This window comes from Paenibacillus sp. GM1FR, from assembly GCF_002803315.1.
Taxonomy (GTDB): Bacteria; Bacillota; Bacilli; order Paenibacillales; family Paenibacillaceae; genus Paenibacillus; species Paenibacillus amylolyticus.
In genome coordinates this window covers 1,086,406-1,109,631 of sequence record NZ_MKZL01000011.1, presented here as the reverse complement: position 1 = coordinate 1,109,631, position 23,226 = coordinate 1,086,406, and the positions used below count along the sequence as shown (strand labels likewise).

Below are 23,226 nucleotides of genomic sequence, written 5' to 3'. Positions count from 1 at the left end.
CTTTGGTATCATTATACTTTACCTACGGAGGAACTAGATGAAGATCAAAAAATCAACTTTTATTGGGTCATTGGTAGCATGCAGTTTGGCTTTCGGTGCCCTGGGTGTAGCAGCTTCAAACGGAATTCAAGATATTGAAGCAGCACTCGACAGCAACATTAGCTTTAAAGTAAACGGTTTGTCTTGGACACCCAAGAATGAAGCTGGAGACAAACTGAATGCACTGGTATATGACGGTGATGTATACTTGCCTGTAAGTACCACAGCAGAAGCACTCGGAGCCAACGTATCTCTGAATGTTAGCAACAAAGTTGTAAGTATCACTAATTCAGGTAGCGGTAAGTCCAGCAGTTCGAGTAGTAATAACAGCAGTACAGGTACCAAAGGTTCTGAAGATTCAAGTAAACCAAGTAGTTCAAGTAACTCAAGCACTTCTGGCTCAATCAAGATGACTGGAACTGACGCTCAGATGATAGTCAAATTGCAGAAAGAATCTTTAACATTGATCAAAATGTATGGTAAAGCACTTAAAACAGGTAGCACTAGTGAATTTGATAAATACATAGATGCTAAAGTTATTGAAAATCCCGAGATCGATATTTTTGATCTGGGTAAGCAATCCCAGAAAGATAAATTTAAGACTACAGTCAAAGGTATCATTGCAGCAAATGATAAAAAAACGCTGACTAAATATGCAGATCAGTTGATTAATGTGAAATCAGCTGATGTTAAAGTGATTGCAATGAATGATAAAACCAAAACAAGACACAGTTACAAAGCCATTTATTATCCACAAGGATGGACGGGTTCCTATGGAGTGTACCTTACCTTTGTGTTTAGTCCGCAAAAAAGTGGCAACGGTGATTTTTATCTTGGCGATTTGTACTTTAGCTAAAGTCCTTAATGCAATATAATCATTGATCTTCAGGGGCACTATTGCACTTGAAGATCTTTTCTTTTCACTTCAACTCCACGCTGGAAAAGGATCTTTCAGTTCACGCCAGTTCATCAACATCTCCTCCTCCGTAAGAAGGGTCTCATCCAATGTACGTTCAATCTCCGCCCGGTCCATGTCAATGCCGATGAACACTAATTTGGTTACCCGGTCATCCCACTCATCATCCCAGTCCGGTATGCTTGGCAGCGTGTCGCCAAAATGAAGTTGCCTTTCCTCCTCACTCATCGTACCTACCCATATTCCTGCTGGTGCAAGCTGCTTCGGTATGTTGCCGCACGTACAAGCATATATTTTAGCAAAGTCCTAGTTGTGGAGGTCTGTTTCATGAAAATGGCAGCCAATCTGAAGCTCCTGTCCTTGCTGATTCCTTGTGCATTTCTTGTTCCCGTGTTGATCACAATGGCTCCAGACTTGAAGGAAGCATGGAACAGTGAAGCTTTGCAAAATATGAAAACCGTATTCATAGGTATTTTCCTTGAAGCCGCACCTTTTCTGCTCATGGGTGTGCTGTTGTCCTCGCTCATGCAGTGGTTCGTATCCGAAGATATGGTCCGCAGACTCACGCCCAAAAATCCGATCGGTGGTGTGCTGGTTGCAGGGCTACTCGGTATTATTTTTCCCATCTGTGAATGTGGCATGATCCCGGTAGTGAGAAGGTTGATGCACAAAGGCATGCCAGCCTATATCGCAGTGACGTTCATCCTGAGTGGTCCCGTAGTCAATCCCATCGTATTTACCGCAACTTTACTTGCCTTTCCCTCCCATCCTGAGATTACCATTGCCCGTATGGGACTGGCCTTTGCTGTAGCAGCTTCCATAGGCATGCTCGTGTATGTGTTTGTTCGTCGAAATCCCCTTCGGATGCCAAAAGTCGCAGTGACAGAGGTTAAGACACATCCTGGGTTTAAAATGGCACAACCTCATGCTCATGCACACGCAAACGCTCATGATCATAACCATGTAAAAAACTGGCGTAGCTTCTTCATCCACGCCGGAGATGAATTTGTCGATATGAGCAAATATCTGGTGATCGGTGCCTTGATTACAGCCTGCATCCAGACATTCATTAGCCGTAGCGATCTGATCTCACTTGGTAATGGTCCTGTTGCCTCTTACGTGTTCATGATGGGATTTGCTTATGTACTGTCTCTCTGCTCTACGTCCGATGCTTTTGTGGCTTCTGCGTTCTCACATACGTTTGCACTTGGGCCGCTGGTATCCTTCCTTGTACTTGGTCCAATGCTGGATTTCAAAAGCACCCTGATGCTGCTCTCCACCTTCCGTACCCGGTTTGTTATTGGTCTAAGTCTAGCCATTATCACGCTTGTCTTTGCCGGCTCGTGGTTGATTAATCTGCTGGTATAAGGGTTGAGCAACATACTTCATGACCTAAATGATTAATCCCATGAACTTTCATCCTGACGATGAATAGAAATGAGGTGATGTTATGAACCACACTATCTATACAATGAACAAACCTGCTGTTCCAAGGTCACACGTAATCCAATGGCATAACTTGATCCGTGCGGTCTGGATCGGCGGGCTTGCGGTATACATTATTCACTTGAATTCAAGTGACTCGCTTCATTATTATTTGGCTCCTACCATGCAAAAACTGCTGTTATGCTGTCCTGTTCCCTTATTGTTTATTGCCATTATCATGGCTTGGCATGGACTGTTCAGTAGAAACGAGGTTCATTGCGATTGTGAGCATCCACCACCCTCGGGGTTCCTACGCAGCTCGTTGGTATATGGTCTGATTGCTATCCCCTTGTTGCTGGGGTTTCTGTTACCTGATCGGGCTCTCGGCAGTTCCATGGCCAGTCAGAAAGGCATGTCTCTCACCTATGCCCCTCCCGAGATTCGTCGAAAAGAGTCTTTACCTGATCCGGCAACGCAATTGAATGTACAAGATCTCACACAAAAACCAACGACCGTTCAGGCTGCTTCGGCTACCAAAGTACAATTCATTCCCCAAGACGAGTATAGCCGCGAATTCGCTGAACTGGCGGAGAAGTTGTATGCAGAACAGGTCATTCGAGTCTATCCTGAGATTTTCTCTGAAACCCTCGGCACGATTGATATGTTCCAGCGACAATTTGCAGGCAAAGATATCTCGTTAACCGGGTTTGTCTACCGTGACAAAAGCATGGATCATGAATCACATTTTGCACTAGGACGATTTCTCGTCATGTGTTGCCCAGCGGATGCGGCTCCCTTTGGCGTGATGATTCACATCCCCGAAGCGGATAGCTTCCCTACAGACAGCTGGGTGCAAATTGATGGCAGCATCGGCTCAGCACAGGTGAATGGTAAGGATACGATTGAAATTCGCGCCACAAAGGTGACACCTGTAGCCGAGCCATCCATGCCTTATATTTATACCAATGCGGACTCGGTGATGGCTTATGAGAAAATAAAGAGCCCGTAGTTGCTAGTAGTAGTAACAACTTGCACCTCAACGACAAAAAGCCCCAAAGCTATGGATTACATAGCTTCGGGGCTTTCATGTTAAGTCAGACATGAGATTACATCTCGTCTTCTCTGATTGTATTATTCCGTTACGATATCATGAACCAACACAGGAGCATCAGCATGATCCGCAATTGTAATGTTTTCTTTGATCTTCGCGATGACGTCTGCTACGTCTTCACGATTGGCATGGATCGTTACGAGGGACTCACCAGCTTTGACTGGGTCACCCACTTTTTTGTTCAGCATCAGACCAACAGCGAGATCGATCTCGGACTCTTTTGTTGCACGGCCTGCGCCGAGCAGCATTGCTGCAGTTCCGATTTCGTCAGCGACGATTCCGGCAACATAGCCGTCTTTATCTGCTGGGACTTCAACCAGATATTGTGCTTGTGGCAAACGATCTGGATGATCCACAACCGAAGCGTCTCCGCCTTGGTTTGCCAAGAAATCTTTGAATTTCTCCAGTGCTTTACCGTTCTGGATCACTTCTTTCAATTTCTCCTCAGCGTGCTCCAAGGAATCTGCCTTGCCAGCAAGGAATACCATCTGACGTCCAAGTGCCATACACAGTTCTTCCAGATCTTTTGGACCTTTACCTTGCAGGGTGAGGATGGCTTCTTTCACTTCAAGTGCGTTACCAATCGCCAGACCCAGTGGTTGGGACATATCGGAGATAACAGCCATCGTTTTACGTCCAACATTGTTACCGATGCTTACCATGGCATGTGCCAATTCTTTAGCATCTTCCGTTGTTTTCATGAATGCACCAGCACCTGTTTTAACATCCAATACGATTGCATCTGCACCTGCTGCAATTTTCTTGCTCATTATGGAGCTGGCGATCAGTGGAATCGAGTTAACGGTAGCTGTTACGTCACGCAGTGCATAGAGCTTTTTGTCTGCAGGCGTAAGGTTACCACTTTGCCCAATAACTGCAACCTTGTGTTCGTTTACGAGGCGAATGAACTCTTCTTTTTCAAGCTCTACGTGGAAACCAGCAACGGATTCCAGCTTGTCTGTTGTACCACCCGTGTGACCAAGTCCACGTCCGGACATTTTGGCAACAGGTACATCTAGCGCAGCAACAAGCGGAGCCAGTACCAGTGTTGTTGTATCGCCCACTCCTCCCGTGGAGTGCTTGTCTACTTTGATGCCTTCGATAGCGGACAGGTCAATCGTTTCACCGGAATTTACCATCGACATTGTCAGATCAGCGCGTTCCTTGTCTGTCATATCTTTGAAGAATACTGCCATCGCCCATGCGCTGACTTGATAGTCCGGGATCTCTCCTTGTGTGTATCCTTGAACAACAAAATCAATCTCAGCAGTTGTCAGTTCTTTTCCGTCGCGTTTCTTAGCAATAATGTCTACCATTCTCATGATGATCTCTCCTTGTGTGTGTATTGATCGTATTGAACACTTTGTTGTTAGTCCGTTACGGCTCCGGATCGTTCCTTAGATCGCTGTTGTCTCCAAGTTTTTTTGATTCCATTTTGCAATGGGGAAAACTCGGAGACAAAGGCGAACGCTTTGCTTCTTCAGAATCGATTCCAGGTCCTTCACTCTGTGCTTAAAACAAAAGTTTCGATCCACATCAATTGATTATGAATATAAAATGCAACAATTACAGTGTGATTGCTGTGTCCAGGGCAACTACCATCATGTCGTTGAACGTTTTTTGACGCTCTTCGGCAGATGTTTCTTCGCCTGTCAGCAAGTGGTCACTTACCGTCAGGATGGTCAGTGCGTTAACACCAAACTTGGCAGCAATAGTGTACAATGCTGTTGTTTCCATCTCTACGCCGAGTACGCCATGTTTCATCAACTTCTCGGTTACGGAACGGTCATCGCGGTAGAAAGAATCAGAGCTGAACACGTTACCAACGTGAATCTTCATACCTTTAGCTGTTGCACGGTCATAGGCTTCTTTCAGCAGGGAGAACGTAGCGATTGGTGAGAAGTCATATCCACCGAATACGTGTTTGTTCATGCTGGAATCTGTACATGCTGCTTGTGCAAGGATAACGTCACGTACTCGTACATGCTCCTGCATACCGCCACAAGTTCCTACACGAATCAGGTTTTTTACGCCATATTCGCTGATCAATTCGTTAGCATAGATTGCAAAGGACGGAATTCCCATCCCTGAACCTTGCACCGAAATCCGGTGTCCTTGATATGTACCTGTGTAACCGAGCATTCCACGAACTTCGTTGTAACATACAACGTCTTCGAGGTACGTATCTGCGATATATTTCGCGCGCAAAGGGTCTCCTGGCAATAAAATCGTTTCTGCGATATCCCCGGGTTTTGCTCCAATATGTGTACTCATGAATGAATCTCCTCCAGTTATACAATTAGTCTATTATGATGGCAGGACCGGAGCAGCCAAGCTACTCCGACCTCCCCTATCCAGTTTTTGAAAAACTTATTTCAAATCCTTCAGGAAGCTGGTGCCGTATTCCGGCATTTTCACTCCAAAGTTCTCGGCTACGGTTGCGCCAAGGTCAGCAAATGTGCTGCGCAGATCAAGCTTTTTGCCCTCGCTGAAGCGCGGAGAGTAGGCAAGCAGTGGTACATATTCACGTGTATGGTCTGTACCGCGGTATGTTGGATCGTTACCATGGTCAGCTGTGATCAGCAGCAGATCATCATTGGTCATTTTGGCAAAAATCTCGGGCAGCCGTGCATCATAGTCTTCAAGTGCCTGAGCATAACCTTGCGGATCACGACGGTGACCGTACAGGGCATCAAAATCAACCAGGTTCAGGAAGCTGAGTCCAGTGAACTCTTCATCCATTGTTTCAGACAACTTGTCCATGCCATCCATGTTAGAGACGGTACGAACAGCCTTGGTTACACCTTCGCCATCATAGATATCTGCGATTTTACCCAAAGCAATCACATCAAATCCGCTATCTTGCAGTTCATTCATAACAGTACGACCAAAAGGTTTAAGCGCATAGTCATGACGATTTGCAGTACGTTTCCAGTTACCCGCTTCACCTACAAATGGACGTGCAATAATGCGGCCGAGCATATACGGATCTTCAAGTGTAATTTCACGGCAGAACTCACAGATCTCATACAGCTCTTTCAGTGGAACAACGTCCTCATGTGCTGCAATTTGCAGAACCGAATCGGCGGATGTATATACGATGAGCGCGCCAGTTTCAACATGCTCTGCACCCAGCTCATCTAGAATTTCCGTGCCACTGGCCGGTTTGTTACCAATTACTTTGCGGCCCGTTTTCTCTTCAATGCGCTGAATCAACTCATCGGGAAAACCATTCTCGAACACACGGAAAGGTGTATCAATGTAAAGACCCATCAGCTCCCAGTGACCTGTCATTGTGTCTTTGCCTCTGGATGCTTCCTGCATCTTGGTGTAATACGCTTTAGGTGCATCCGCTACAGGGACACCCTCAATTTCTTTGATGTTGGACAGTCCGAGACTGGCCATGTGAGGCATTTTCAGACCTCCGCGTTCACGTGCAATGTGACCAAAGGTATCTACATCAAAATCATCAAATTCTGCTGCATCCGGCGCTTCGCCGATCCCTACAGAATCCATAACGATCAGATGTACTCTTTTGAATGTTGACATAACCTAAGCACTCCTTCCAATAATCCGGTTTACAAGAACAGTCCAGTAATGATCGCTGACAGCACGCTGACAAGCGAAGCACCGTAAAGCAGTTTCAGACCGAAGCGGGCGACCACATTACCTTGCTTCTCATGGAGTCCCTTCACCGCACCAGCAATGATACCGATGGAGGAGAAATTGGCGAACGAAACGAGGAAGACAGATACGATACCCGTTGTTCTGGCAGACATTGCAGTCTCCTTCAAATTAAGCATAGCTACGAATTCGTTGGATACCATTTTGGTTGCCATAATACTTCCTGCCTGAATCGCTTCTTTCCATGGAACACCCATGATGAAGGCAAATGGTGCAAACACATAACCAAGTAGCTCTTGGAACGAAATGCCAAGCACCGCGCTGAAAATTCCGTTAACAAGTGCAATCAAGGCAACAAAACCGATTAACATCGCAGCTACGATGATAGCAACTTTGAATCCATCCAGGATGTATTCGCCGAGCATTTCGAAGAAGGACTGTTTCTCCTCTTCCTGCACTTCCAATATATCTTCTTCCTCTGTAACCTCATAAGGATTCACAATCGAAGCAATGATAAAACCGCCAAACAGGTTCAGTACAAGAGCTGTAACCACATATTTCGGCTCGATCATGGTCATATAAGCACCAACAATCGACATCGATACCGTGGACATCGCCGAAGCACACAAGGTGTACAGCCGATGTTTTGGCAACAACCCAATTTGTTTTTTCACAGAAATGAACACTTCAGATTGCCCCAATACAGCCGAAGCAACCGCGTTATATGATTCCAGTCTGCCCATTCCGTTGATTTTGCTTAATACCAGACCAATATATTTTATAACAAAAGGCAAGATTCGGATATACTGCAATATCCCAATGAGTGCCGAGATGACAACAATCGGCATCAATACGCTGAGGAAGAACGGTGCCCCCCCGCTCTCTGCACCTACGGTAGTTAAACCCCCAAATACAAATGCGATACCTTCATTCGCATAGTCGAGTAAACTTTTAAATACGGTCGCGAAACCGCCAATTAAAAAAGTACCCACTCCTGTATTCAACAGAGCATAAGCTAGTATAACTTGCAAAACAATCATGATAGCCAGCGGCCGGTAACGTATCTGCTTTTTGCCGTTGCTTGCGATATAAGCCAGTCCAAAAACAACGAGTAAGCCGATAATGGCAATTAGAAATTTCATTTGAACTCTCCTTTGAAGGTAGTTAAGCCGGATGTGAATCAGCTCAAAGGTTTTTCATGCGTGTAATGAAATAAACCTTTCAGAAAATAAGTAAAGCGCTTACAACAAATTCGTTTTATATCAATTTTCATGCTAAAAAATAAAAAGGCTTTTCAGGCTTGAATCTTGTTCTCCATATTAATGTTTAACATGAAGAACAAGTCCACTCCCGTAGGCAAAGCCTAGATGTTATCTAACGAGTCAGATTCCAACGAATTAATAAGAAGATGTAGACTGACCACCCTGCATGATCTTCACGCCAGAGCTTGCACCAATACGAGTCGCACCCGCTTCGATCATTTTTTGCATATCTTCCAGGCTACGTACGCCACCGGAAGCTTTAACGCCAACATCAGGACCTACAGTACGACGCATCAAAGCGATATCTTCTGGCGTTGCTCCACCTGTGGAGAAACCTGTAGAAGTTTTAACAAAATCAGCTCCAGCTCGCACAGCTGCCTGACAAGCACGTACTTTCTCTTCATCCGTCAACAGACAAGCTTCAATAATAACTTTCACCAAAGCTTTACCCGCAGCCGCTTCAACGACAACACGAATATCTTGTTCAACGTAATCATCTTTGCCATCTTTCAAAGCACTGATGTTGATGACCGTATCGACTTCAGTTGCACCTTTAGCAATCGCATCTTTCGTTTCGAAAGCTTTTGTCTCCGATGTAGATGCTCCCAGAGGGAAACCAATAACGGTGCAGATATCTACGCCAGTACCCTGCAACTGCTCAGCAGCATAAGCAACCCAGCCTGGATTAACACATACGGAAGCAAACTGGTATTGCTTCGCTTCTTCGGTTAACTTGGCCATTTCACTTTGCGTTGCGTCCGCACGAAGCAACGTATGGTCGATCATTTTCGCTAATTGTGGTGTAGTCAATTGAATCTCTCCCTTATCTGAACTAGTTATTTTCTATACACTTACACTAACATGAACATATGTAAAAATCAACTTGAACTTTTGTTCACAATTACACTTACAGTTCTTCTTCGTTATATTTTCTGCCTAAAAAAGAAAAACATCCGCCCTTTTTGCGTGGCAGATGTTGTCATCCATATTCATTTGAAATCAGAATCGCAGTAATGCCTGTGCTGTGTACTGGTCCGTAACCAGAATATTCGCGTAATGACCTTTGAGCGCGGCGTGAATGGCTTCAATTTTGCGTTGTCCCCCGGCAACAAGAATTGATTTTTCCTTATTTCTCAATTCGGCTAGATCAATTCCAACGGTTCTGTTGTTAATCTCTTCACTGATCAACTGACCTTCCGCGTCGAAAAAGCGTGAACAAATGTCACCTGCACCGGAGTTCATCAGCAATTGTTGTTCTTCTTCATTGAAGTAACCGAGCCTGAATAGTAACGCATCTTCCTTCACAGTACCTACGGTAAATAACGCGATGTTAGCCTGTCTGCCAAGTTCCACGATTCTGCCGATATGCCGATCCGCTTCCACCATGTTTTTTACTTCAATGTTGTCGAAAATAACGGGCAGTGGCAGATACCTTGGTACCGTATGGAATGCCTCAGCGAACAAATGTACAATCTCAGCAGCATACGTATTGACATGGGAGTGGCTTACGCCCCCCTTCAATTGAACGACTTCGACACCTTTGACCTGCTTGGGACGAAGTTGGCGTGCTACAGCATGCATGGTTGTTCCCCAAGTCACCCCGATAATATCTGCATCCTGAACCGTCTCTTGAAGATAATCCGCTGCTCGTTTACTGATATGCTTCTGTATTTCCTCATCACTCTTCAACGGGGTAAAACACACAAGTGCCGTATCCAGATCATATTTTGACTTAAGTTCTCCGGCAATGATGTCGATATCCTCCAGCGGGTCCATAATTTCAATCCGGACATATCCACGATCTTTGGCGTACTGAAGTAACCTTGATACGGTTGGACGCGACACGCCCAACCTTGCGGCAATATCCTGCTGGCTATAATCGGACTGATAATACAATTTCGCTGCTTCAATGCTTAATCGTTGCTTCTCCAGGTCCATTCCCATGTGCGCTCATCTCACTCATCCTATTGTCTTTGGAAAATAAATACTCGTCCTGTATATTATACATGGATTGAGTATCCGGTCACTATATAGCATCCAATTCAGTATCATGATCAATCCATACATATCCCTTTCTGACGTATAAAACGGGGGAAACGATGCATACTACTGCGGTCGCTTTATTACTAACAAACATCGGTTCCCCCATGAATCGCACAGAGAGGAAGAATTACATGTCTACCTTATTGTATATTACTGCCCATCCTCACGATCATGAAACCTCCTTCAGCATGGCTACGGGCAAAGCATTTATTGATGCGTATCGTGAAAGTCACCCTTCTGATGAGGTCGTTCACCTCGATCTGTATCGTTCGGATATTCCGCATATCGATGCGGATGTCTTCAGTGGTTGGGGCAAACTGCAATCGGGCAGTGATCTGACTTCCGAAGAGCAGACCAAAGTAAACCGTTTGAATGAACTGTCGGATCAATTTGCCTCAGCAGATAAATATGTTTTTGTAACACCGATGTGGAACTTCTCGTTCCCTCCTATTCTGAAGGCTTATGTGGACTCGATCTGCGTAGCTGGCAAAACATTTCGTTATACCGAACAAGGTCCTGTCGGACTGCTGTCTGATAAAAAAGCACTGCATATTCAGGCTCGCGGCGGCATTTATTCCGATGGCCCAGCGGCTCAGATGGAATCCGGTCATCGTTACTTAAGCATTATCATGTCATTCCTCGGTGTGCCGAAGCTTGATGGCATTTTTGTTGAGGGGCACAATCAATATAAAGATCGTGCAGATGAGATCAAGCAACAAGCTATCGAGCAGGCAACTACTTTCGCAAAACAGTTTTAATAGAAGTAGTTCAAAAAGTCCGCTTTTGAACACTCACTTAAAGTGTAGTAAACAATTAAAACATAAACAAAACCCGCGTGTGACCCAGGAGATAATCCCAGGGAACACGCGGGTTTTCAATGTATAATCAACCTAGAGCTTATTGATGTCCAGCGCTGGCACGGCTCATGGTTTCAAGTTTACGTGTGATCGCATGACGGTCTACTTTCAATCCCCAGATCATTTCAATAATCTGCTCTTTCTCCTCAGGACTGTCGGCATGCTTCAATTGCATTAACAGATCATGCATTTGTTCATTAATGCCTTCGAATTGAATCCATAAATCCTGTCTTACCTCTTTGGAATCCAGATGATGATTCGCATCGACTTCTTCCTTCAATGCTTGCAGAATAGCATCTTTCCATTCGTCATCACCTAGCTGTTTCGCAATGTTCAGGAGATCCAGATAATCGTCAACAAGAAGTGAGTTCAATTCAGCATGTGTTTTCATCGTTTATTGCATCCCCTTTTCGTCTATTTACCAAGTATTATACTCGGTATTTTAGGATATGCAATAGCTGTCGGAAAAAGTTGATTTATGTAGCCTGTCCCTTCAACCTGTGAACAAGCAAATTACACAAGACAAAACCGATCAAAACATACACACCGATCATCCCCACAATGCCTATCCATCCAAAATGACTGTAAAGCAGTCCACCTCCTGTTCCACTTACGCTTGAACCAAGATAGTAGAAAAATAAATACAACGCATTAGCCTGGGATTTGTGCTGAATAGCCACAAGTCCAACCCAGCTGCTTGCGATGGAATGACCGCCAAAGAAACCAAAGGCAAACAGGGCGAGTCCGATAATTTTGACCCAAAGCGCTGGATGAACGGTACAGACTGCACCAGCCAGAATAATTCCCAGCGCGATTCCAAGCACATGTGACCTGCCATACCGATCTGCCAGCCTGCCCATCCAGGTGCTGCTTACCGTGCCCATCAGATATACCACAAAAAGACTTCCAACGATAGACTGGCTCAGATGATAGGGTTCACCCGTTAATTCAAAACCGATATAGTTGAAAAGGGTCACAAATCCCCCCATCAGGAGAAAACCGAGTCCATACAGGCATAATAGCCTCGGATTGCGACATTGTGACCACAAAAGAGGTATTGGATTTTTGAATCCGGGTGCAGCTTTGACAAAATGACGGGATGGCGGGATAACAAGCCAAAAAATAACGGCTGCACACAGTCCAAGAATACCAATGAAACCCACAGCAGCGCGCCAACTGAACCAATCTGTCACCACACCGCTGAAGAAACGGCCGGCCATGCCACCTATCGAATTGCCACTGATATATAGGCCCATAGCATAACCAAGACTTCTAGGTTCAATTTCTTCTGACAAATATGTCATGGCTATCGCTGGCAACCCCGCGAGTGCCACACCCTGGAGAATACGAAGCAGAAGAAGCTCCGTATATCCCGGGCTGAATGCGCTGAGCAAAGCAATAACAGAAGATATCACCAGTGCAGCTGTCATTATAAAGCGTCGGCCCACAGAATCAGACAAGGACCCGATGAACAGCATCGTCAGTGCCATGGCGATCGTTGTAACGGATAACGTAAGACTGGCGTGTGCCGGCGTAATGGAGAATGCGTTGCTAATCTCAGGCATCAGGGGCTGGAGGCTGTAGAGCAAAGCAAAAGTGACAAAACCTCCGGCGAACAGTGCAAGGCTAATGTTACGAAACGTCTTAGTTCCCTGCTGAATCATGGATGTTCCAACTTTCCCAGTAAGAAAGCTTCTTGGATCGACTGTGGTCTGATCGCCGGTCAGCGAAGCCTTCCATCTATCGTTATTTAGTGAACAATTTCCGCTCCATATGGGTTAAAAACTCATAACCATCTGGCGTTACAACAATTGTATCTTCGATTTGGAATCCACCAGCACCTAGCTCGTAATACGGTACCTCAACACATAACACCATACCGGGCTCCAGTATACGCTGGTCCCCAGGGGAGAGGGTTATATCGTCGTACAGTTCCAACCCGATGGCATGTCCGACATGCTGACGTCGGTAATGTGGAATCCCTTCACGCTGTACGCGAGATACTGCCGCATGGAATACTTCCGACGCCTTGACGCCAGGGCGCACCGTTTCAAGTGCCGTCTCCCATCCACTTTTGACCGCAGCAAAATGTTTTTTCATCCAGGCGGTAGGCTCCCCTGCAACAACCGTGCGGCCCGTATCTCCCCAGTATCCTTCCAGCTGTAGGCAAAGATCGAAACGGATCTGATCTCCGGTCTCAATCGTATGAAAATAATTTTCGATGAGTGGCAACGCACTACGTGGCCCTGCCCCTACCGCTGTCATTGCCGGAGTTCCACCTGCTCTCATCACAGCCAGACGATAATGATCGGCAAGTTGCTTCTCATGAACACCTGCAGCAATCAGGTCAATTAGTTCCTGTTCAATCCGTTCATTTAATTGGGCAGCCTGACGCAGTTGCTCAATTTCAAAAGGTGTCTTGACCAAACGGATTTCTCGGAACAGCTTATATGCAGGAATTACCGGTCTGTCAGGAACCTCCTCCTTGATTCTAGCCAGAATATCGGGAGCGATCCGCATCTCATCGATTCCAATCGGCTGATCTTCGATCTCAAGCTGTTTTAATGCAGCCTTGAGTGCTTCAACAGGACCCGGATGAATAACCGTCGTTTGCAGAAGAGAATAAAAGAGATCAATGTCGTCAGTGGAAGGTTTGCCTTCAATTGAACCTTCCACAAAGAAATCACTGTAGGCAAATATATCTACCCCCGTAATACCGAACTGAGCTACAACGCCTAACCGATTCGTTGGAATGACGATACAAGACTTTGCAGATCTGTCGGCAGGTAAAACCGCATAAATCTGCATGGTCCAGTTGCTTGCACGTAGCTGGGACCCGATGACATACTGAATGTTCTCTGGAGTTGTTGCGATCAGGGCGCTTAGCCCTTGAGTTTTCATCACTTCTTCCGCCCGGTCCCGGTTCAGACCTGAGCTATGGGATAGATGCTGTGAATTATTCATTTTGATCCAGACCTCCTTTTGTTTTCCTGCGACCAAACAAACTTTCAAGTCCTGGTACAGAGCGCAAAACTAGTTTAATCGTCATAAACAGAGCCAGCGCAAACGCGATCAAAACAACAGATACCACGGCTATCGTTGGGTCCTGCCATTTCTCCATATACAGGAATAGCTGTATTGGCAACGTGTAGCTGTCCTGACGGAGCAGCAACAGTGCAGCCTCGACCTGATCAAAAGTGAAGACAAAAGCGATTGACCCTGACAGAAGCAGGGATAGTCGGAGCCGTGGAAGTGTAATCGTGAAAAAAATACGCATCGGCCCTGCACCAAGGTCCGCGGCAGCTTCCCGATGAGCCGGGTGCAGATTGGCTAACGCACTGCCCACAATAGTGAGCACAAATGGAAGTACAATGACCGCTTCACCCAACATAAGTGCAAACAATCCACCTGCAATATGCATTTTGGAGAATAAAATCAGGTATGCAATACCTAGCGTAATTTTTGGCATAACCATCGGAGATACAAAAAATGCCCTTAAGATACCCGAGCCCGGGAAAGGGTATTGCACGATTGCTAGCGCAGCAAGCGTACCTGTAATCAAAGCCAGCAGAACCGCCCCTGTAGAAGCAATAAGGCTGTTCTTGAATGCATCGAGAAACTGGGTCTGCTCACTCAGATTGGCATACCATTTCAAGGTGAGACCTTCCGGGGGAAATTTGCTGGCTGAACCTGAGCCTACAGATGTCAACATAATCATCAGCAGTGGCAGCAGCAAATAAATCGCTACGGCGCCCACAAAGATGTAGAGTAACAGCTTGGTGCCCCTGTTCGACTTAACCATACGCCTGACCTCCCTTACGGGAACGACGGAACATCAGCATTTCTGCTCCTTTATTCACAAGCAACGAGACGACAATGGAAGACACAAGCAAGAACAGGCTGGCAACCGCAGCCATCGGCCAGTTCGTGTCCAAGGTTCGCTGATATATAAATACCGGAAGTGTCATGACTCTTCCCCCGCCGATCAGCTGAGGTGTGGTGAATGCGGTGAGACATAGCGTAAACACAATCTGCACCCCGCTTGCAATACCTCTTGCCGATAAAGGCAGGGTAATGGTCAGGAATGTTCTCCAGCTGCCCGCCCCCAGATCCTGAGCAGCTGCCTTTAAGGAAGCGTCACTTTGGGACAGTACATTCAGGATCGGAAAGACCATAAATGGCAGGAAAATATGGACAAGGGCCACAATAACACCTGTCTCGTTGTATATCATGCTGAACCCTTCCTCGGTAAGCCCCAACCGGATGAACAGCCAGTTCATGAAACCCTGTTTGGACAGTAACAGCTGCCATCCGTAAGAACGCACAACCGCGCTGACCAGTAGCGGAAGAAACGTGAGCAGCAGCAACAATTGCTTCATGCCAGGCTTCTTTAGACCCGCTATGCAATACGCCAGTGGATAGGCAAGTAGAAGACTCCATAGCGTAACCTTGAAGGCAATGCGAAACGTTGTGCCAATCAGCTTCCAATAGTAAGGATCAGACAGAAACGCACGATAGGCCCCCCAATCCCAGCCCCGAATAAGCTTTCCATTCTCATACATATCAAAGCTATATCTGCCAAAGATCAGCAACCCGCCCAGATACACGATGCCCATCAGAGCAAGCGCAGGCAACAGAAGCAGCAACCGGGTTACCCATGTGCGGTTTCCAAAGGAATACAGATTCACGATCCGTTCCGCGATCCGGTTCATATTCTTGCCCCCTGTACACGGTCATCAATGGGTTCGGATAACAAGAGCGCGTCCTCTGGATCAAAGCCAATTTGTATTGGCTCACCTGGACTATAACGTGAAGCTCCCCGCTGATGCAGCACACTGGCCTGAACCAGAAAACCTTCAGCAATCTGCACACTGTATCGAATATTTGCTCCGCCATACACCGCTTCAATCACGTGTCCATCCAGCTTGTTCAGGCAATGAGTTGCATCTTCTCCAAGTCGAATATACTCATTGCGGATTGATAAGGAATGTCGTGCTCCCGCTTTCGGTACAGCATTGCCATCACTGACTTTCACCAGCAATGGCTTGCCGAAGCATTCCACCCGAATTCCATTCACATCATGTCCCAGTAATTCCGTCTCAAAGAGATTGGTATCTCCAATAAACTTGGCCACGAAACTATCGGTCGGTCTTTCATAGATTTCATCAGGGGTTGCGTATTGCAGCAGCCTTCCATCGCGCATAACGCCAATTCGGTCAGACATATTCATGGCTTCGCTCTGATCATGCGTTACAAAGATAAACGTTCCGCCGAATTCACGCTGGATGCGTTTCAGTTCACGCTGCATATCGAGACGCAGCTGCATGTCCAATGCAGAGAGAGGTTCATCAAGCAGTAGCACTTCGGGTCTGTTGATCAGTGCGCGAGCAATGGCGACGCGTTGTGCCTGACCCCCGGACAGCTCGGATACAGCACGCCTGCCATAGTCTCCGAGCTGGACCAGATCAAGCATTTCACCTACCTGCCGTTGGATATCGACTTTTGGTAACTTCTTCACCTTTAGGCCATAGGCAATGTTGTTGAATACATCCATATGAGGGAACAGCGCAAGCTGCTGAAAAATCATATTGCTATTGCGTCCATAAGCCGGGATGCCAGTAACATCCCGACCTCCCAGCATAATGGTGCCCTGATCCGGCTGCTCAAGTCCGCCAAGCATGCGAAGCAGTGTTGTTTTGCCACAGCCACTCGGACCAAGCAAGGAAACGAATTCCCCCTTTTTCACTTGGAGTGTTACTTGATCAACGGCGGCTCGCTTACCATAAGTCTTCGTGACTTCCCTTGTTTCAATGGATATGGTCTCTTGTCCGCTACTCATCTCTGATTCCCTCCCATCCATTCCAGGTTCAGAGCAGAACCCGGAATTATTGTGTGCCTGGCAACAATCCTTTTATTGAAGTTTTGTTTTCACGAGACGGTCCCATAGTTCTTTCCAGGAAGAGCTGTTCTGTGCAAGCACATCCCAGTCTGGATTAATACCATTACTTTGCGTTTCCACGGAGAATGAAGGATCATCCTTGTACTTGTCCGGAACTGCAGCTGTCGTACTGGTTACCGGCGTACCCGTTGCTTCTGCATATTGTGACAGCGCCTCGGCGCTCAACAACTCGTTAATAATTTCATTTGCAACACGTGCTTGCTCAGGTGTTGAGCCCTTCACTACCTGAAGTGTGTACGGGAAGGAGATGGCACCTTCACTCGGATACGCTACGGCAAGTGGAGAACCACCATCAATCCATGTCTGTGCAACCTGTGCACTGAATGGGGCAATGAGCGCATCACCTGACTCCAGCAGTGCCTTCAGCTGATCATTGGATGAAACCAATGTGCCAATCTGGTCACTGCGATCTGCCCAGAACTGGAAGGCTGGCTCGGGATTTTCATAGGATGCGCCAATCTCTTGACCTTTGGTAGCAATAAGTGGGGAGATATAGGAATAGAACATGTAGTCCCAGAGCGCAGTTTTTCCTTTGAACTCCTCGTTATCCCATAGATCGTTCCAGCTGGTAGGTGGCGTTTTCACCAGATCTTTGTTATATACCAGGGCGAAGCTCGAAACGCCCCAGACCACACCTTTATTGTCTGGCTTGTGGAAGGACTCGGGAATATCCTTAATATTGGTCACGATGCTGGTATCCAGTGGCTCCCACATGTCATCATTCAAGCCTTTTGCCGTCGCATCTGCATTGAAGTAACCGAAGTTAACAATCGGATTGTTGGCATCAGCCTGCTTGCCTGCGACCATCTTGGGGTACATTACCGAATTGGAGGATTCCTCAAAGGTGACTTCAACGTTGGGATGTTCTTTCACATACTCGGCAACCACTTCTTTCGGAACGACATCCTGATTGGAGCCAGCCCAGATAAACATCGTCAGCTTAACTTTGTCTCCGCTTGCTCCTGAAGAGTCGCTCTCTCCGGCAGTATTACTTGAGCTGCCTGCTCCACCGCAGGCGGAAAGCACCAATGTACCGGCCAGTGTCAGAGAGGCGAGGCTGAGAAAGCGTTTTTTGTTGGATTTGAACATGCAAATTCCCCCATCCATGTAGTTGGTTTTACCGATAAGACAGAACTAGATAGTCTCCATACACTTGATCAATGCAATCCTATTTGCTGGCGTAAACCTTCCATAATGTCGGATATCTCCCGTGGATCTACAGATAGGGAATCCTTATACTTCTCCTCTACAACGCCCATGGTCTGACGCTTCAGGTAGTCTCTTAGTGCAAGCGGAGCATTCAGCAAGGCCTGATTCAGTGTTACCTGCATCTCATCGCTCCATATGTCTTCAAATTGCTCCCGCGCCTTGCCAAAGGCGAATTCCTCCTGCTGCCGTGGTCGCTTGGCTCGCATTTGTTCGGTATCGCTCTCGTTCAGCTCCAGGCCGTCAATCACAACACCATATAACTCAAGAGCTTTCTCCGGGGATACCAGCCCACTTCTTACATCCTCCAGAACTACGCGTGGTTCACGTTCAAGTGGATCACCATATCCGCCTCCGCCTTGCGACAGGAACGTAACCGTTTCTCCAGGTTGAAGCAACAGCTCATCAATTCTTCCCAGATGATGCTCACTTGCACGTCCAGCATTAAGAATCGCTTCTCCATGTGAACCTACGCCACCACCGAGCCTGCCCCAGGGCTGGAACTCCATACGCTCCATGTTTCTGGCCGTCATCACGGTATCCGGTGTTAGAATTCTGACGCACAGGTCAATCCCGCTTCCGCCACGGAAGGTTCCTGCACCCGCCGAGTCAGCACGAAGACCATAATGCTCAATCAACACAGGCATCTCGGATTCCACCGTTTCCGCAGGAATATTCCGAAGATGACCGACCGCAAAATCCATGCCATCAATGCCGTCTTTCATCGGCCTAGCTCCCGAACCTCCGCAGATCGGCTGAATTACGCCCACCTTTTTCTTGCCATCGGATGCATCTGTCATCGCCATCATGACAATGCAGGCTTGTCCAGCTCCTGCCGCGGGAACCATACTGCCCTGAGCTTTCCCTAGTGCTCCCGTGATAACGTCCATCAGCCGGATAAAGGTCGCAGCACGTGCCCCAACTGCTGCCATCGGCTCCGGGTTTAGTACGGAAGCAGGCGGCGCGTAATTTCGAACCATACGAATCATGCCCGAATTCCAAGGAATGGTCGGATCGAGCGTACGGAAATAACGAATGAGTGCGGGCACCAGCATGTAATGGCCCTGTTGGTTGTGGGTAGGAATGTTGAATGAAGCCCTGACCTGAGGATCGGTGCCGCTAAAGTCCAGATGAATGTCACTACCTGCAATCGTCATCTTGCAACGCAACCGAATAGGATATCCCCCTGGTCCTTTCTCCAGATAGTCCCAGAAGTCATAGGAACCGTCCGGGATATCTTGCACGATAACACGTGCCTTCAGCTCGGCATATTCCAGCAAATGTTCGATGCCCTGCTGGATTTTTCCCACGCCATATCGTGCAATGAGTTCCTCAAGCCGTTGCTCTCCCCGATTCAATGCAGCCATAAGCGCTTTGAGATCACCGAGATTTTGCTCCGGAATTCGGCTGTTGTCCAGAAACATGCGCAGGATCTGCTCGTTCAGAACACCAGCTTCATACAGTTTGACTGGTGCAATTCGAATGCCTTCCATATGAATATCGTAGGCGCTGGGAGATACGCTCCCCGGTACCTTGCCGCCCACATCGGATGAATGAACAAAGCACATGCCGTAAGCGATGATTCGCCCTTCGTGAAAATAAGGCTTGATGAGATGAATGTCTGGAAGGTGTGTGACCATGCCTTTAGTGGAATAAGGATCATTACATATGACGAGATCCCCTTCTTTCCAGTCTTCTACACTGTTAATGGTCGCAGCAGCAGGGATGCCCAGGGACAGGTTGTAACCCGTCTCCAGCGGTGACCCAAACGTTTCCCCGGATGGAGATAAGAGGTAGGTTCCAAAATCGCCAGTTTCTTTGACAAAAGCGGTGAATCCTGTACGCAGAACAACATTTGCCATTTCTTCCACGGCAGCTTGAATCCGGTTGTTAAAAATCTCAAGAAAGACCTTGTCGCCGATCATGCTTCCACCTCCCCAATCACGTTCCCGTGGACATCCCGGTATACCTTATATCCAGGCGGGATAAAGATCGTTGTATCATATTCCTCCACAATAATGGGCCCGGGGATGGGAGCATCCACCGATGGAATTTGTCCCCTTTTCAGTACCTTGGCAATCTGCTGTACATGGTCAAAAGTGATGAGCCTTTCTTCCGCTGCACTCTCATCAAATGGCAAATTTGCCGGATCTACCGTGTTATGGGTAGGTAAAACACCAACAATGGTTGCTCTGAGACTTACAAACATTACCTCTGCCTCTGGCTGACTAATGCCAAATACGTTTTGGTAAGATGTATGGAATTTAATCCCTGCCTTCTTGGGATCTTGAATTTCTTCCAATGTCAGCGTGACCTCAAGATCAAAGGCCTGTCCCTCATATCGCATATCCGCACTGTACAGGCAATAAATATTGTCCAGCTTGACACCACCACGGGCTTCCTCATCTACCCAGCTACGTCCCAGGTTTTCCAATTCAGCAAAAAGAGAGCTTAATTCACCAGACTCCAGAGTCTGAGTGCTTTTGTGTAACGTATGAACGAAATCATTGCGGAGATTGGCAACCGTGCAGCCCATGGCACACAGTGTTCCCGGAGATGGCGGGATCAGCACTCTGCCGATACCTACCTCACGTGCCATCAGAAAAGCATGCATCGGGCCGGCTCCACCATATGCGAGCAACGTAAAATCGCGGGGATCAACACCCTTGCGAGCCATGAGGGGAGAAAACTGGGCATACATATTGGCGGTTGCCACATCAAGAATGGCTTGCGCAGTCTGTTCGGCATTCAGTCCAAGCTTCTCTCCCAGATTGCCCAGAGTACGCTCTGCAAGTTCGGGATACAGGCGCATTTGTCCGCCAAGGAAATGGTCAGCATGCAGGATACCGAGCTGTAGATAGGCATCTGTGGTTGTCGGCTCTTCTCCCCCGCGCTGATAACATGCCGGACCGGGATTGGCTCCCGCGCTGCGCGGTCCAACCTTGAGTACGCCTACGGAATCAAGCCAAGCAATTGAACCACCACCAGCCCCAATCGCTGTTACATCAACAGCGGGAATGATGACAGGAAAATCTCCAACCTTGTTCTCAGAAGAATAACTCGGTTCTTTGTCAATGAGGGCAACGTCAACACTTGTCCCACCCATGTCAAATGTGATGACCTGATGAATGCCCGCTCGTTCAGCAATATGCGTCGCGGCGATTACACCGGAAGCAGGCCCGGACAGAAGCGTACGTACCGGCTCATTAGCCGCTCTGGCAGCCGTCATAATTCCACCGTTGGACATGGTCGACAGCAAGTTGGCTTTGAGGCCGTATGCCTGAATCCCTTCTTGCAGACGCAGGAAGTAAGACCCCATCCGTTCACCTACATAAGCGTTCATGGCCGTTGCGAGTGTTCGTTCGAACTCACGCTGTTGTGGCCAGATGGCGCTGCTTCGGCAGATGAACAGTTGCGGATAACGTTCCCTGATCAGATCTTCCGCAAGCTGCTCATGAGCGGGATTCACATAAGCATGTAAAAAGCTAATCGCCAAAGCGGTAACGCCATCCTCCACCAGCTCATCCACCGCTTGCAACAGTTGTTCCTCATTCAGTGGCTGGAGTATGCCCCCACTCGCAATGACCCGTTCATCGACTTCCTTAACGCGATGTCTCGGTACCAGCGCATCGGTCTTGTCACCATACAGATTGGTTGTATCCTCAAGTCGCAACCGGCGGATTTCAAGAATGTCACGGAATCCTTTAGTGACCAGCAGACCTGTAACTGCGCCATTTCGCTCAATCAACGTGTTGACACCAAGCGTTGTTCCATGCACAAACAGATCAATCTCATGAATATTCACGCCACTCGCCTTCAACTGATCAAGTGCGTTAAAAATCGCCTGTTCCGGAGCTACTGCAATCGATGGCGTCTTCAGCGCCGCAATCACCCTGCCCTGATGGTCCATCACCAGCGCATCCGTGAAAGTACCTCCGATATCTATGCCTAGACGGTAGTTTGTGTCCACAAGCTCAACTCCTTTATCACCGGGTCTGTTTCTAAGGAATGTTATTGGTTTTGCATGGCGAAATAACGTTTGACATCATCGATCATTTGGTTGATATGATTCACCATTGCCGCTTCAGCCTGCTCCGGAGAGCCCGCTACAATAGCATCCAGAATCTGCTGATGATCTACAACTAATTCACTTCCTACTCTCCGGCGAATATACGCTGTTTCCAGAAAATCGCGGCTTGTTTCCCATACCAGTTCAACCGCGTGCAGAAGAATTTGGTTTTGCGCAGCATAAGCCAGCAATCTGTGGAACTCCCGGTCCTCCTCATATGGTATAATATTCTTGGAAAGCAATTCATGCTGGTTGGCAATAGATGCTTGCAACAGTACTATGTATTCTTTCGAGGCACGTTGTGCTGCCAAGGAAGCGATCTCCCGCTCAAGTGCCCTTCTGGCAACGAGAACATCCAACAGAGCCTTTTCCCCAGAATGGTTCAGCATCTGAATTAACTGTGAGTTCACGCTTTGTTGCTGCAAATCTTTTTCCAACGTCTTCATTCGATCCAGACCCTGTTCGGTCAAAGTTCTTCCCTTGCGACCTTCCAGAACTGTAAAACCTTCAACATCCATCTCCATAAGTCTTCTTCCGATGGTTGCCTGACTCAGACCATACGTTTTGCCCAAAGTATGAACCAACGTACTGGCCCCGATGGGAGCATTAGCGTCTCGAAGCTGCTTTAGCAGTTCGTATTCCAACTCCATTTCGTTTAGCTCAGGACCCACTGATTTCACCCCTCTTAGTTACTTAATTGTTTTTTTAATCTTCT

General features: G+C 47.3%; 21 protein-coding genes. 4 read left to right on the top strand and 17 right to left on the bottom strand.

What is annotated here, in order from left to right:
- Positions 1–37: 37 nt before the first annotated feature.
- Positions 38–895, top strand: coding sequence for a stalk domain-containing protein (locus PAEAM_RS10690; RefSeq protein WP_074095366.1), 858 nt, complete (start codon positions 38–40; stop codon positions 893–895).
- A 69-nt stretch (positions 896–964) separates the two neighbouring features.
- Here PAEAM_RS10690 and PAEAM_RS10685 read toward each other — a convergent pair whose 3' ends face one another.
- Entirely contained in the window at positions 965–1,183 is a 219-nt protein-coding gene (locus PAEAM_RS10685) for a GTP-binding protein (protein WP_100527473.1), read from the bottom strand.
- 99 nt (positions 1,184–1,282) lie between these two features.
- On the opposite strand from PAEAM_RS10685, the gene PAEAM_RS10680 reads away from it, so the two are divergent.
- Positions 1,283–2,323, top strand: coding sequence for a permease (locus tag PAEAM_RS10680; RefSeq protein ID WP_100527472.1), 1,041 nt, complete (start codon positions 1,283–1,285; stop codon positions 2,321–2,323).
- Positions 2,324–2,405: 82 nt separating this feature from the next.
- Positions 2,406–3,389: a TIGR03943 family putative permease subunit gene (locus PAEAM_RS10675; RefSeq protein ID WP_100527471.1), complete on the top strand. Its 984-nt coding sequence runs from the start codon at positions 2,406–2,408 to the stop codon at positions 3,387–3,389.
- A 122-nt stretch (positions 3,390–3,511) separates the two neighbouring features.
- Here PAEAM_RS10675 and PAEAM_RS10670 read toward each other — a convergent pair whose 3' ends face one another.
- The 6 genes from PAEAM_RS10670 to PAEAM_RS10645 form a co-directional block, all read right to left on the bottom strand.
- On the bottom strand, positions 3,512–4,813 hold the full coding sequence (locus tag PAEAM_RS10670; protein WP_047843307.1) for a pyrimidine-nucleoside phosphorylase: 1,302 nt from the start codon (positions 4,811–4,813) through the stop codon (positions 3,512–3,514).
- Between the two features lie 244 nt (positions 4,814–5,057).
- On the bottom strand, positions 5,058–5,765 hold the full coding sequence (gene deoD / locus PAEAM_RS10665) for a purine-nucleoside phosphorylase (RefSeq protein ID WP_017688193.1): 708 nt from the start codon (positions 5,763–5,765) through the stop codon (positions 5,058–5,060).
- Positions 5,766–5,861: 96 nt separating this feature from the next.
- Positions 5,862–7,040, bottom strand: a complete 1,179-nt coding sequence (deoB, locus tag PAEAM_RS10660; RefSeq protein ID WP_047843308.1) for a phosphopentomutase — start codon at positions 7,038–7,040, stop codon at positions 5,862–5,864.
- 29 nt (positions 7,041–7,069) lie between these two features.
- Entirely contained in the window at positions 7,070–8,257 is a 1,188-nt protein-coding gene (locus tag PAEAM_RS10655; RefSeq protein WP_036613804.1) for a NupC/NupG family nucleoside CNT transporter, read from the bottom strand.
- Between the two features lie 255 nt (positions 8,258–8,512).
- Positions 8,513–9,163 carry a deoxyribose-phosphate aldolase gene (deoC, locus tag PAEAM_RS10650; RefSeq protein WP_036613998.1) on the bottom strand — a complete coding sequence of 217 codons (651 nt, stop codon included), beginning with the start codon at positions 9,161–9,163 and terminating at the stop codon, positions 8,513–8,515.
- Positions 9,164–9,376: 213 nt separating this feature from the next.
- The gene (locus PAEAM_RS10645; RefSeq protein ID WP_100527664.1) at positions 9,377–10,315 is read right to left on the bottom strand and encodes a sugar-binding transcriptional regulator; all 939 of its coding nucleotides are present in this window, start codon (positions 10,313–10,315) and stop codon (positions 9,377–9,379) included.
- Between the two features lie 236 nt (positions 10,316–10,551).
- On the opposite strand from PAEAM_RS10645, the gene PAEAM_RS10640 reads away from it, so the two are divergent.
- Complete coding sequence (locus PAEAM_RS10640; protein WP_100527470.1) at positions 10,552–11,178, top strand: FMN-dependent NADH-azoreductase; 627 nt, start codon at positions 10,552–10,554, stop codon at positions 11,176–11,178.
- A gap of 139 nt (positions 11,179–11,317) precedes the next feature.
- Here PAEAM_RS10640 and PAEAM_RS10635 read toward each other — a convergent pair whose 3' ends face one another.
- The 10 genes from PAEAM_RS10635 to PAEAM_RS10590 all read right to left on the bottom strand — a co-directional run bounded on the left by PAEAM_RS10635 (position 11,318) and on the right by PAEAM_RS10590 (position 23,191).
- Complete coding sequence (locus tag PAEAM_RS10635) at positions 11,318–11,668, bottom strand: hypothetical protein (protein WP_036613800.1); 351 nt, start codon at positions 11,666–11,668, stop codon at positions 11,318–11,320.
- Between the two features lie 85 nt (positions 11,669–11,753).
- Positions 11,754–12,941, bottom strand: coding sequence for an MFS transporter (locus PAEAM_RS10630; RefSeq protein ID WP_100527469.1), 1,188 nt, complete (start codon positions 12,939–12,941; stop codon positions 11,754–11,756).
- An 82-nt stretch (positions 12,942–13,023) separates the two neighbouring features.
- Positions 13,024–14,241 (bottom strand): M24 family metallopeptidase, encoded by a 1,218-nt coding sequence (locus PAEAM_RS10625; RefSeq protein WP_100527468.1) that lies wholly within the window; start codon positions 14,239–14,241, stop codon positions 13,024–13,026.
- Positions 14,234–15,079 (bottom strand): ABC transporter permease, encoded by an 846-nt coding sequence (locus PAEAM_RS10620; RefSeq protein WP_100527467.1) that lies wholly within the window; start codon positions 15,077–15,079, stop codon positions 14,234–14,236. The genes PAEAM_RS10625 and PAEAM_RS10620 overlap by 8 nt, the downstream gene beginning before the upstream one ends.
- Positions 15,072–15,989 carry an ABC transporter permease gene (locus PAEAM_RS10615; RefSeq protein WP_100527466.1) on the bottom strand — a complete coding sequence of 306 codons (918 nt, stop codon included), beginning with the start codon at positions 15,987–15,989 and terminating at the stop codon, positions 15,072–15,074. The genes PAEAM_RS10620 and PAEAM_RS10615 overlap by 8 nt, the downstream gene beginning before the upstream one ends.
- Entirely contained in the window at positions 15,986–17,116 is a 1,131-nt protein-coding gene (locus tag PAEAM_RS10610; protein ID WP_076250384.1) for an ABC transporter ATP-binding protein, read from the bottom strand. The genes PAEAM_RS10615 and PAEAM_RS10610 overlap by 4 nt, the downstream gene beginning before the upstream one ends.
- Positions 17,117–17,188: 72 nt before the next feature.
- Positions 17,189–18,325, bottom strand: coding sequence for an ABC transporter substrate-binding protein (locus PAEAM_RS10605; protein WP_100527465.1), 1,137 nt, complete (start codon positions 18,323–18,325; stop codon positions 17,189–17,191).
- Positions 18,326–18,393: 68 nt separating this feature from the next.
- On the bottom strand, positions 18,394–20,367 hold the full coding sequence (locus PAEAM_RS10600) for a hydantoinase B/oxoprolinase family protein (protein WP_100527464.1): 1,974 nt from the start codon (positions 20,365–20,367) through the stop codon (positions 18,394–18,396).
- Positions 20,364–22,412: a hydantoinase/oxoprolinase family protein gene (locus PAEAM_RS10595; protein WP_100527463.1), complete on the bottom strand. Its 2,049-nt coding sequence runs from the start codon at positions 22,410–22,412 to the stop codon at positions 20,364–20,366. Before PAEAM_RS10595 ends, PAEAM_RS10600 begins: the two co-directional genes overlap by 4 nt.
- Before the next feature lie 41 nt (positions 22,413–22,453).
- A complete protein-coding gene (locus tag PAEAM_RS10590; RefSeq protein WP_240768039.1) occupies positions 22,454–23,191 on the bottom strand; it encodes an FCD domain-containing protein in 738 nt (245 codons plus the stop codon).
- Between the last annotated feature and the right edge of the window lie 35 nt (positions 23,192–23,226).

Coding starts and splice junctions, on each gene's coding strand:
- PAEAM_RS10690 (WP_074095366.1), top strand. CDS start 38: ATGAAGATCAAAAAATCAACTTTTATTGGGTCATTGGTAGCATGCAGT.
- PAEAM_RS10685 (WP_100527473.1), bottom strand. CDS start 1,183: ATGAGTGAGGAGGAAAGGCAACTTCATTTTGGCGACACGCTGCCAAGC.
- PAEAM_RS10680 (WP_100527472.1), top strand. CDS start 1,283: ATGAAAATGGCAGCCAATCTGAAGCTCCTGTCCTTGCTGATTCCTTGT.
- PAEAM_RS10675 (WP_100527471.1), top strand. CDS start 2,406: ATGAACCACACTATCTATACAATGAACAAACCTGCTGTTCCAAGGTCA.
- PAEAM_RS10670 (WP_047843307.1), bottom strand. CDS start 4,813: ATGAGAATGGTAGACATTATTGCTAAGAAACGCGACGGAAAAGAACTG.
- deoD (WP_017688193.1), bottom strand. CDS start 5,765: ATGAGTACACATATTGGAGCAAAACCCGGGGATATCGCAGAAACGATT.
- deoB (WP_047843308.1), bottom strand. CDS start 7,040: ATGTCAACATTCAAAAGAGTACATCTGATCGTTATGGATTCTGTAGGG.
- PAEAM_RS10655 (WP_036613804.1), bottom strand. CDS start 8,257: ATGAAATTTCTAATTGCCATTATCGGCTTACTCGTTGTTTTTGGACTG.
- deoC (WP_036613998.1), bottom strand. CDS start 9,163: ATGATCGACCATACGTTGCTTCGTGCGGACGCAACGCAAAGTGAAATG.
- PAEAM_RS10645 (WP_100527664.1), bottom strand. CDS start 10,315: ATGGACCTGGAGAAGCAACGATTAAGCATTGAAGCAGCGAAATTGTAT.
- PAEAM_RS10640 (WP_100527470.1), top strand. CDS start 10,552: ATGTCTACCTTATTGTATATTACTGCCCATCCTCACGATCATGAAACC.
- PAEAM_RS10635 (WP_036613800.1), bottom strand. CDS start 11,668: ATGAAAACACATGCTGAATTGAACTCACTTCTTGTTGACGATTATCTG.
- PAEAM_RS10630 (WP_100527469.1), bottom strand. CDS start 12,941: ATGATTCAGCAGGGAACTAAGACGTTTCGTAACATTAGCCTTGCACTG.
- PAEAM_RS10625 (WP_100527468.1), bottom strand. CDS start 14,241: ATGAATAATTCACAGCATCTATCCCATAGCTCAGGTCTGAACCGGGAC.
- PAEAM_RS10620 (WP_100527467.1), bottom strand. CDS start 15,079: ATGGTTAAGTCGAACAGGGGCACCAAGCTGTTACTCTACATCTTTGTG.
- PAEAM_RS10615 (WP_100527466.1), bottom strand. CDS start 15,989: ATGAACCGGATCGCGGAACGGATCGTGAATCTGTATTCCTTTGGAAAC.
- PAEAM_RS10610 (WP_076250384.1), bottom strand. CDS start 17,116: ATGAGTAGCGGACAAGAGACCATATCCATTGAAACAAGGGAAGTCACG.
- PAEAM_RS10605 (WP_100527465.1), bottom strand. CDS start 18,325: ATGTTCAAATCCAACAAAAAACGCTTTCTCAGCCTCGCCTCTCTGACA.
- PAEAM_RS10600 (WP_100527464.1), bottom strand. CDS start 20,367: ATGATCGGCGACAAGGTCTTTCTTGAGATTTTTAACAACCGGATTCAA.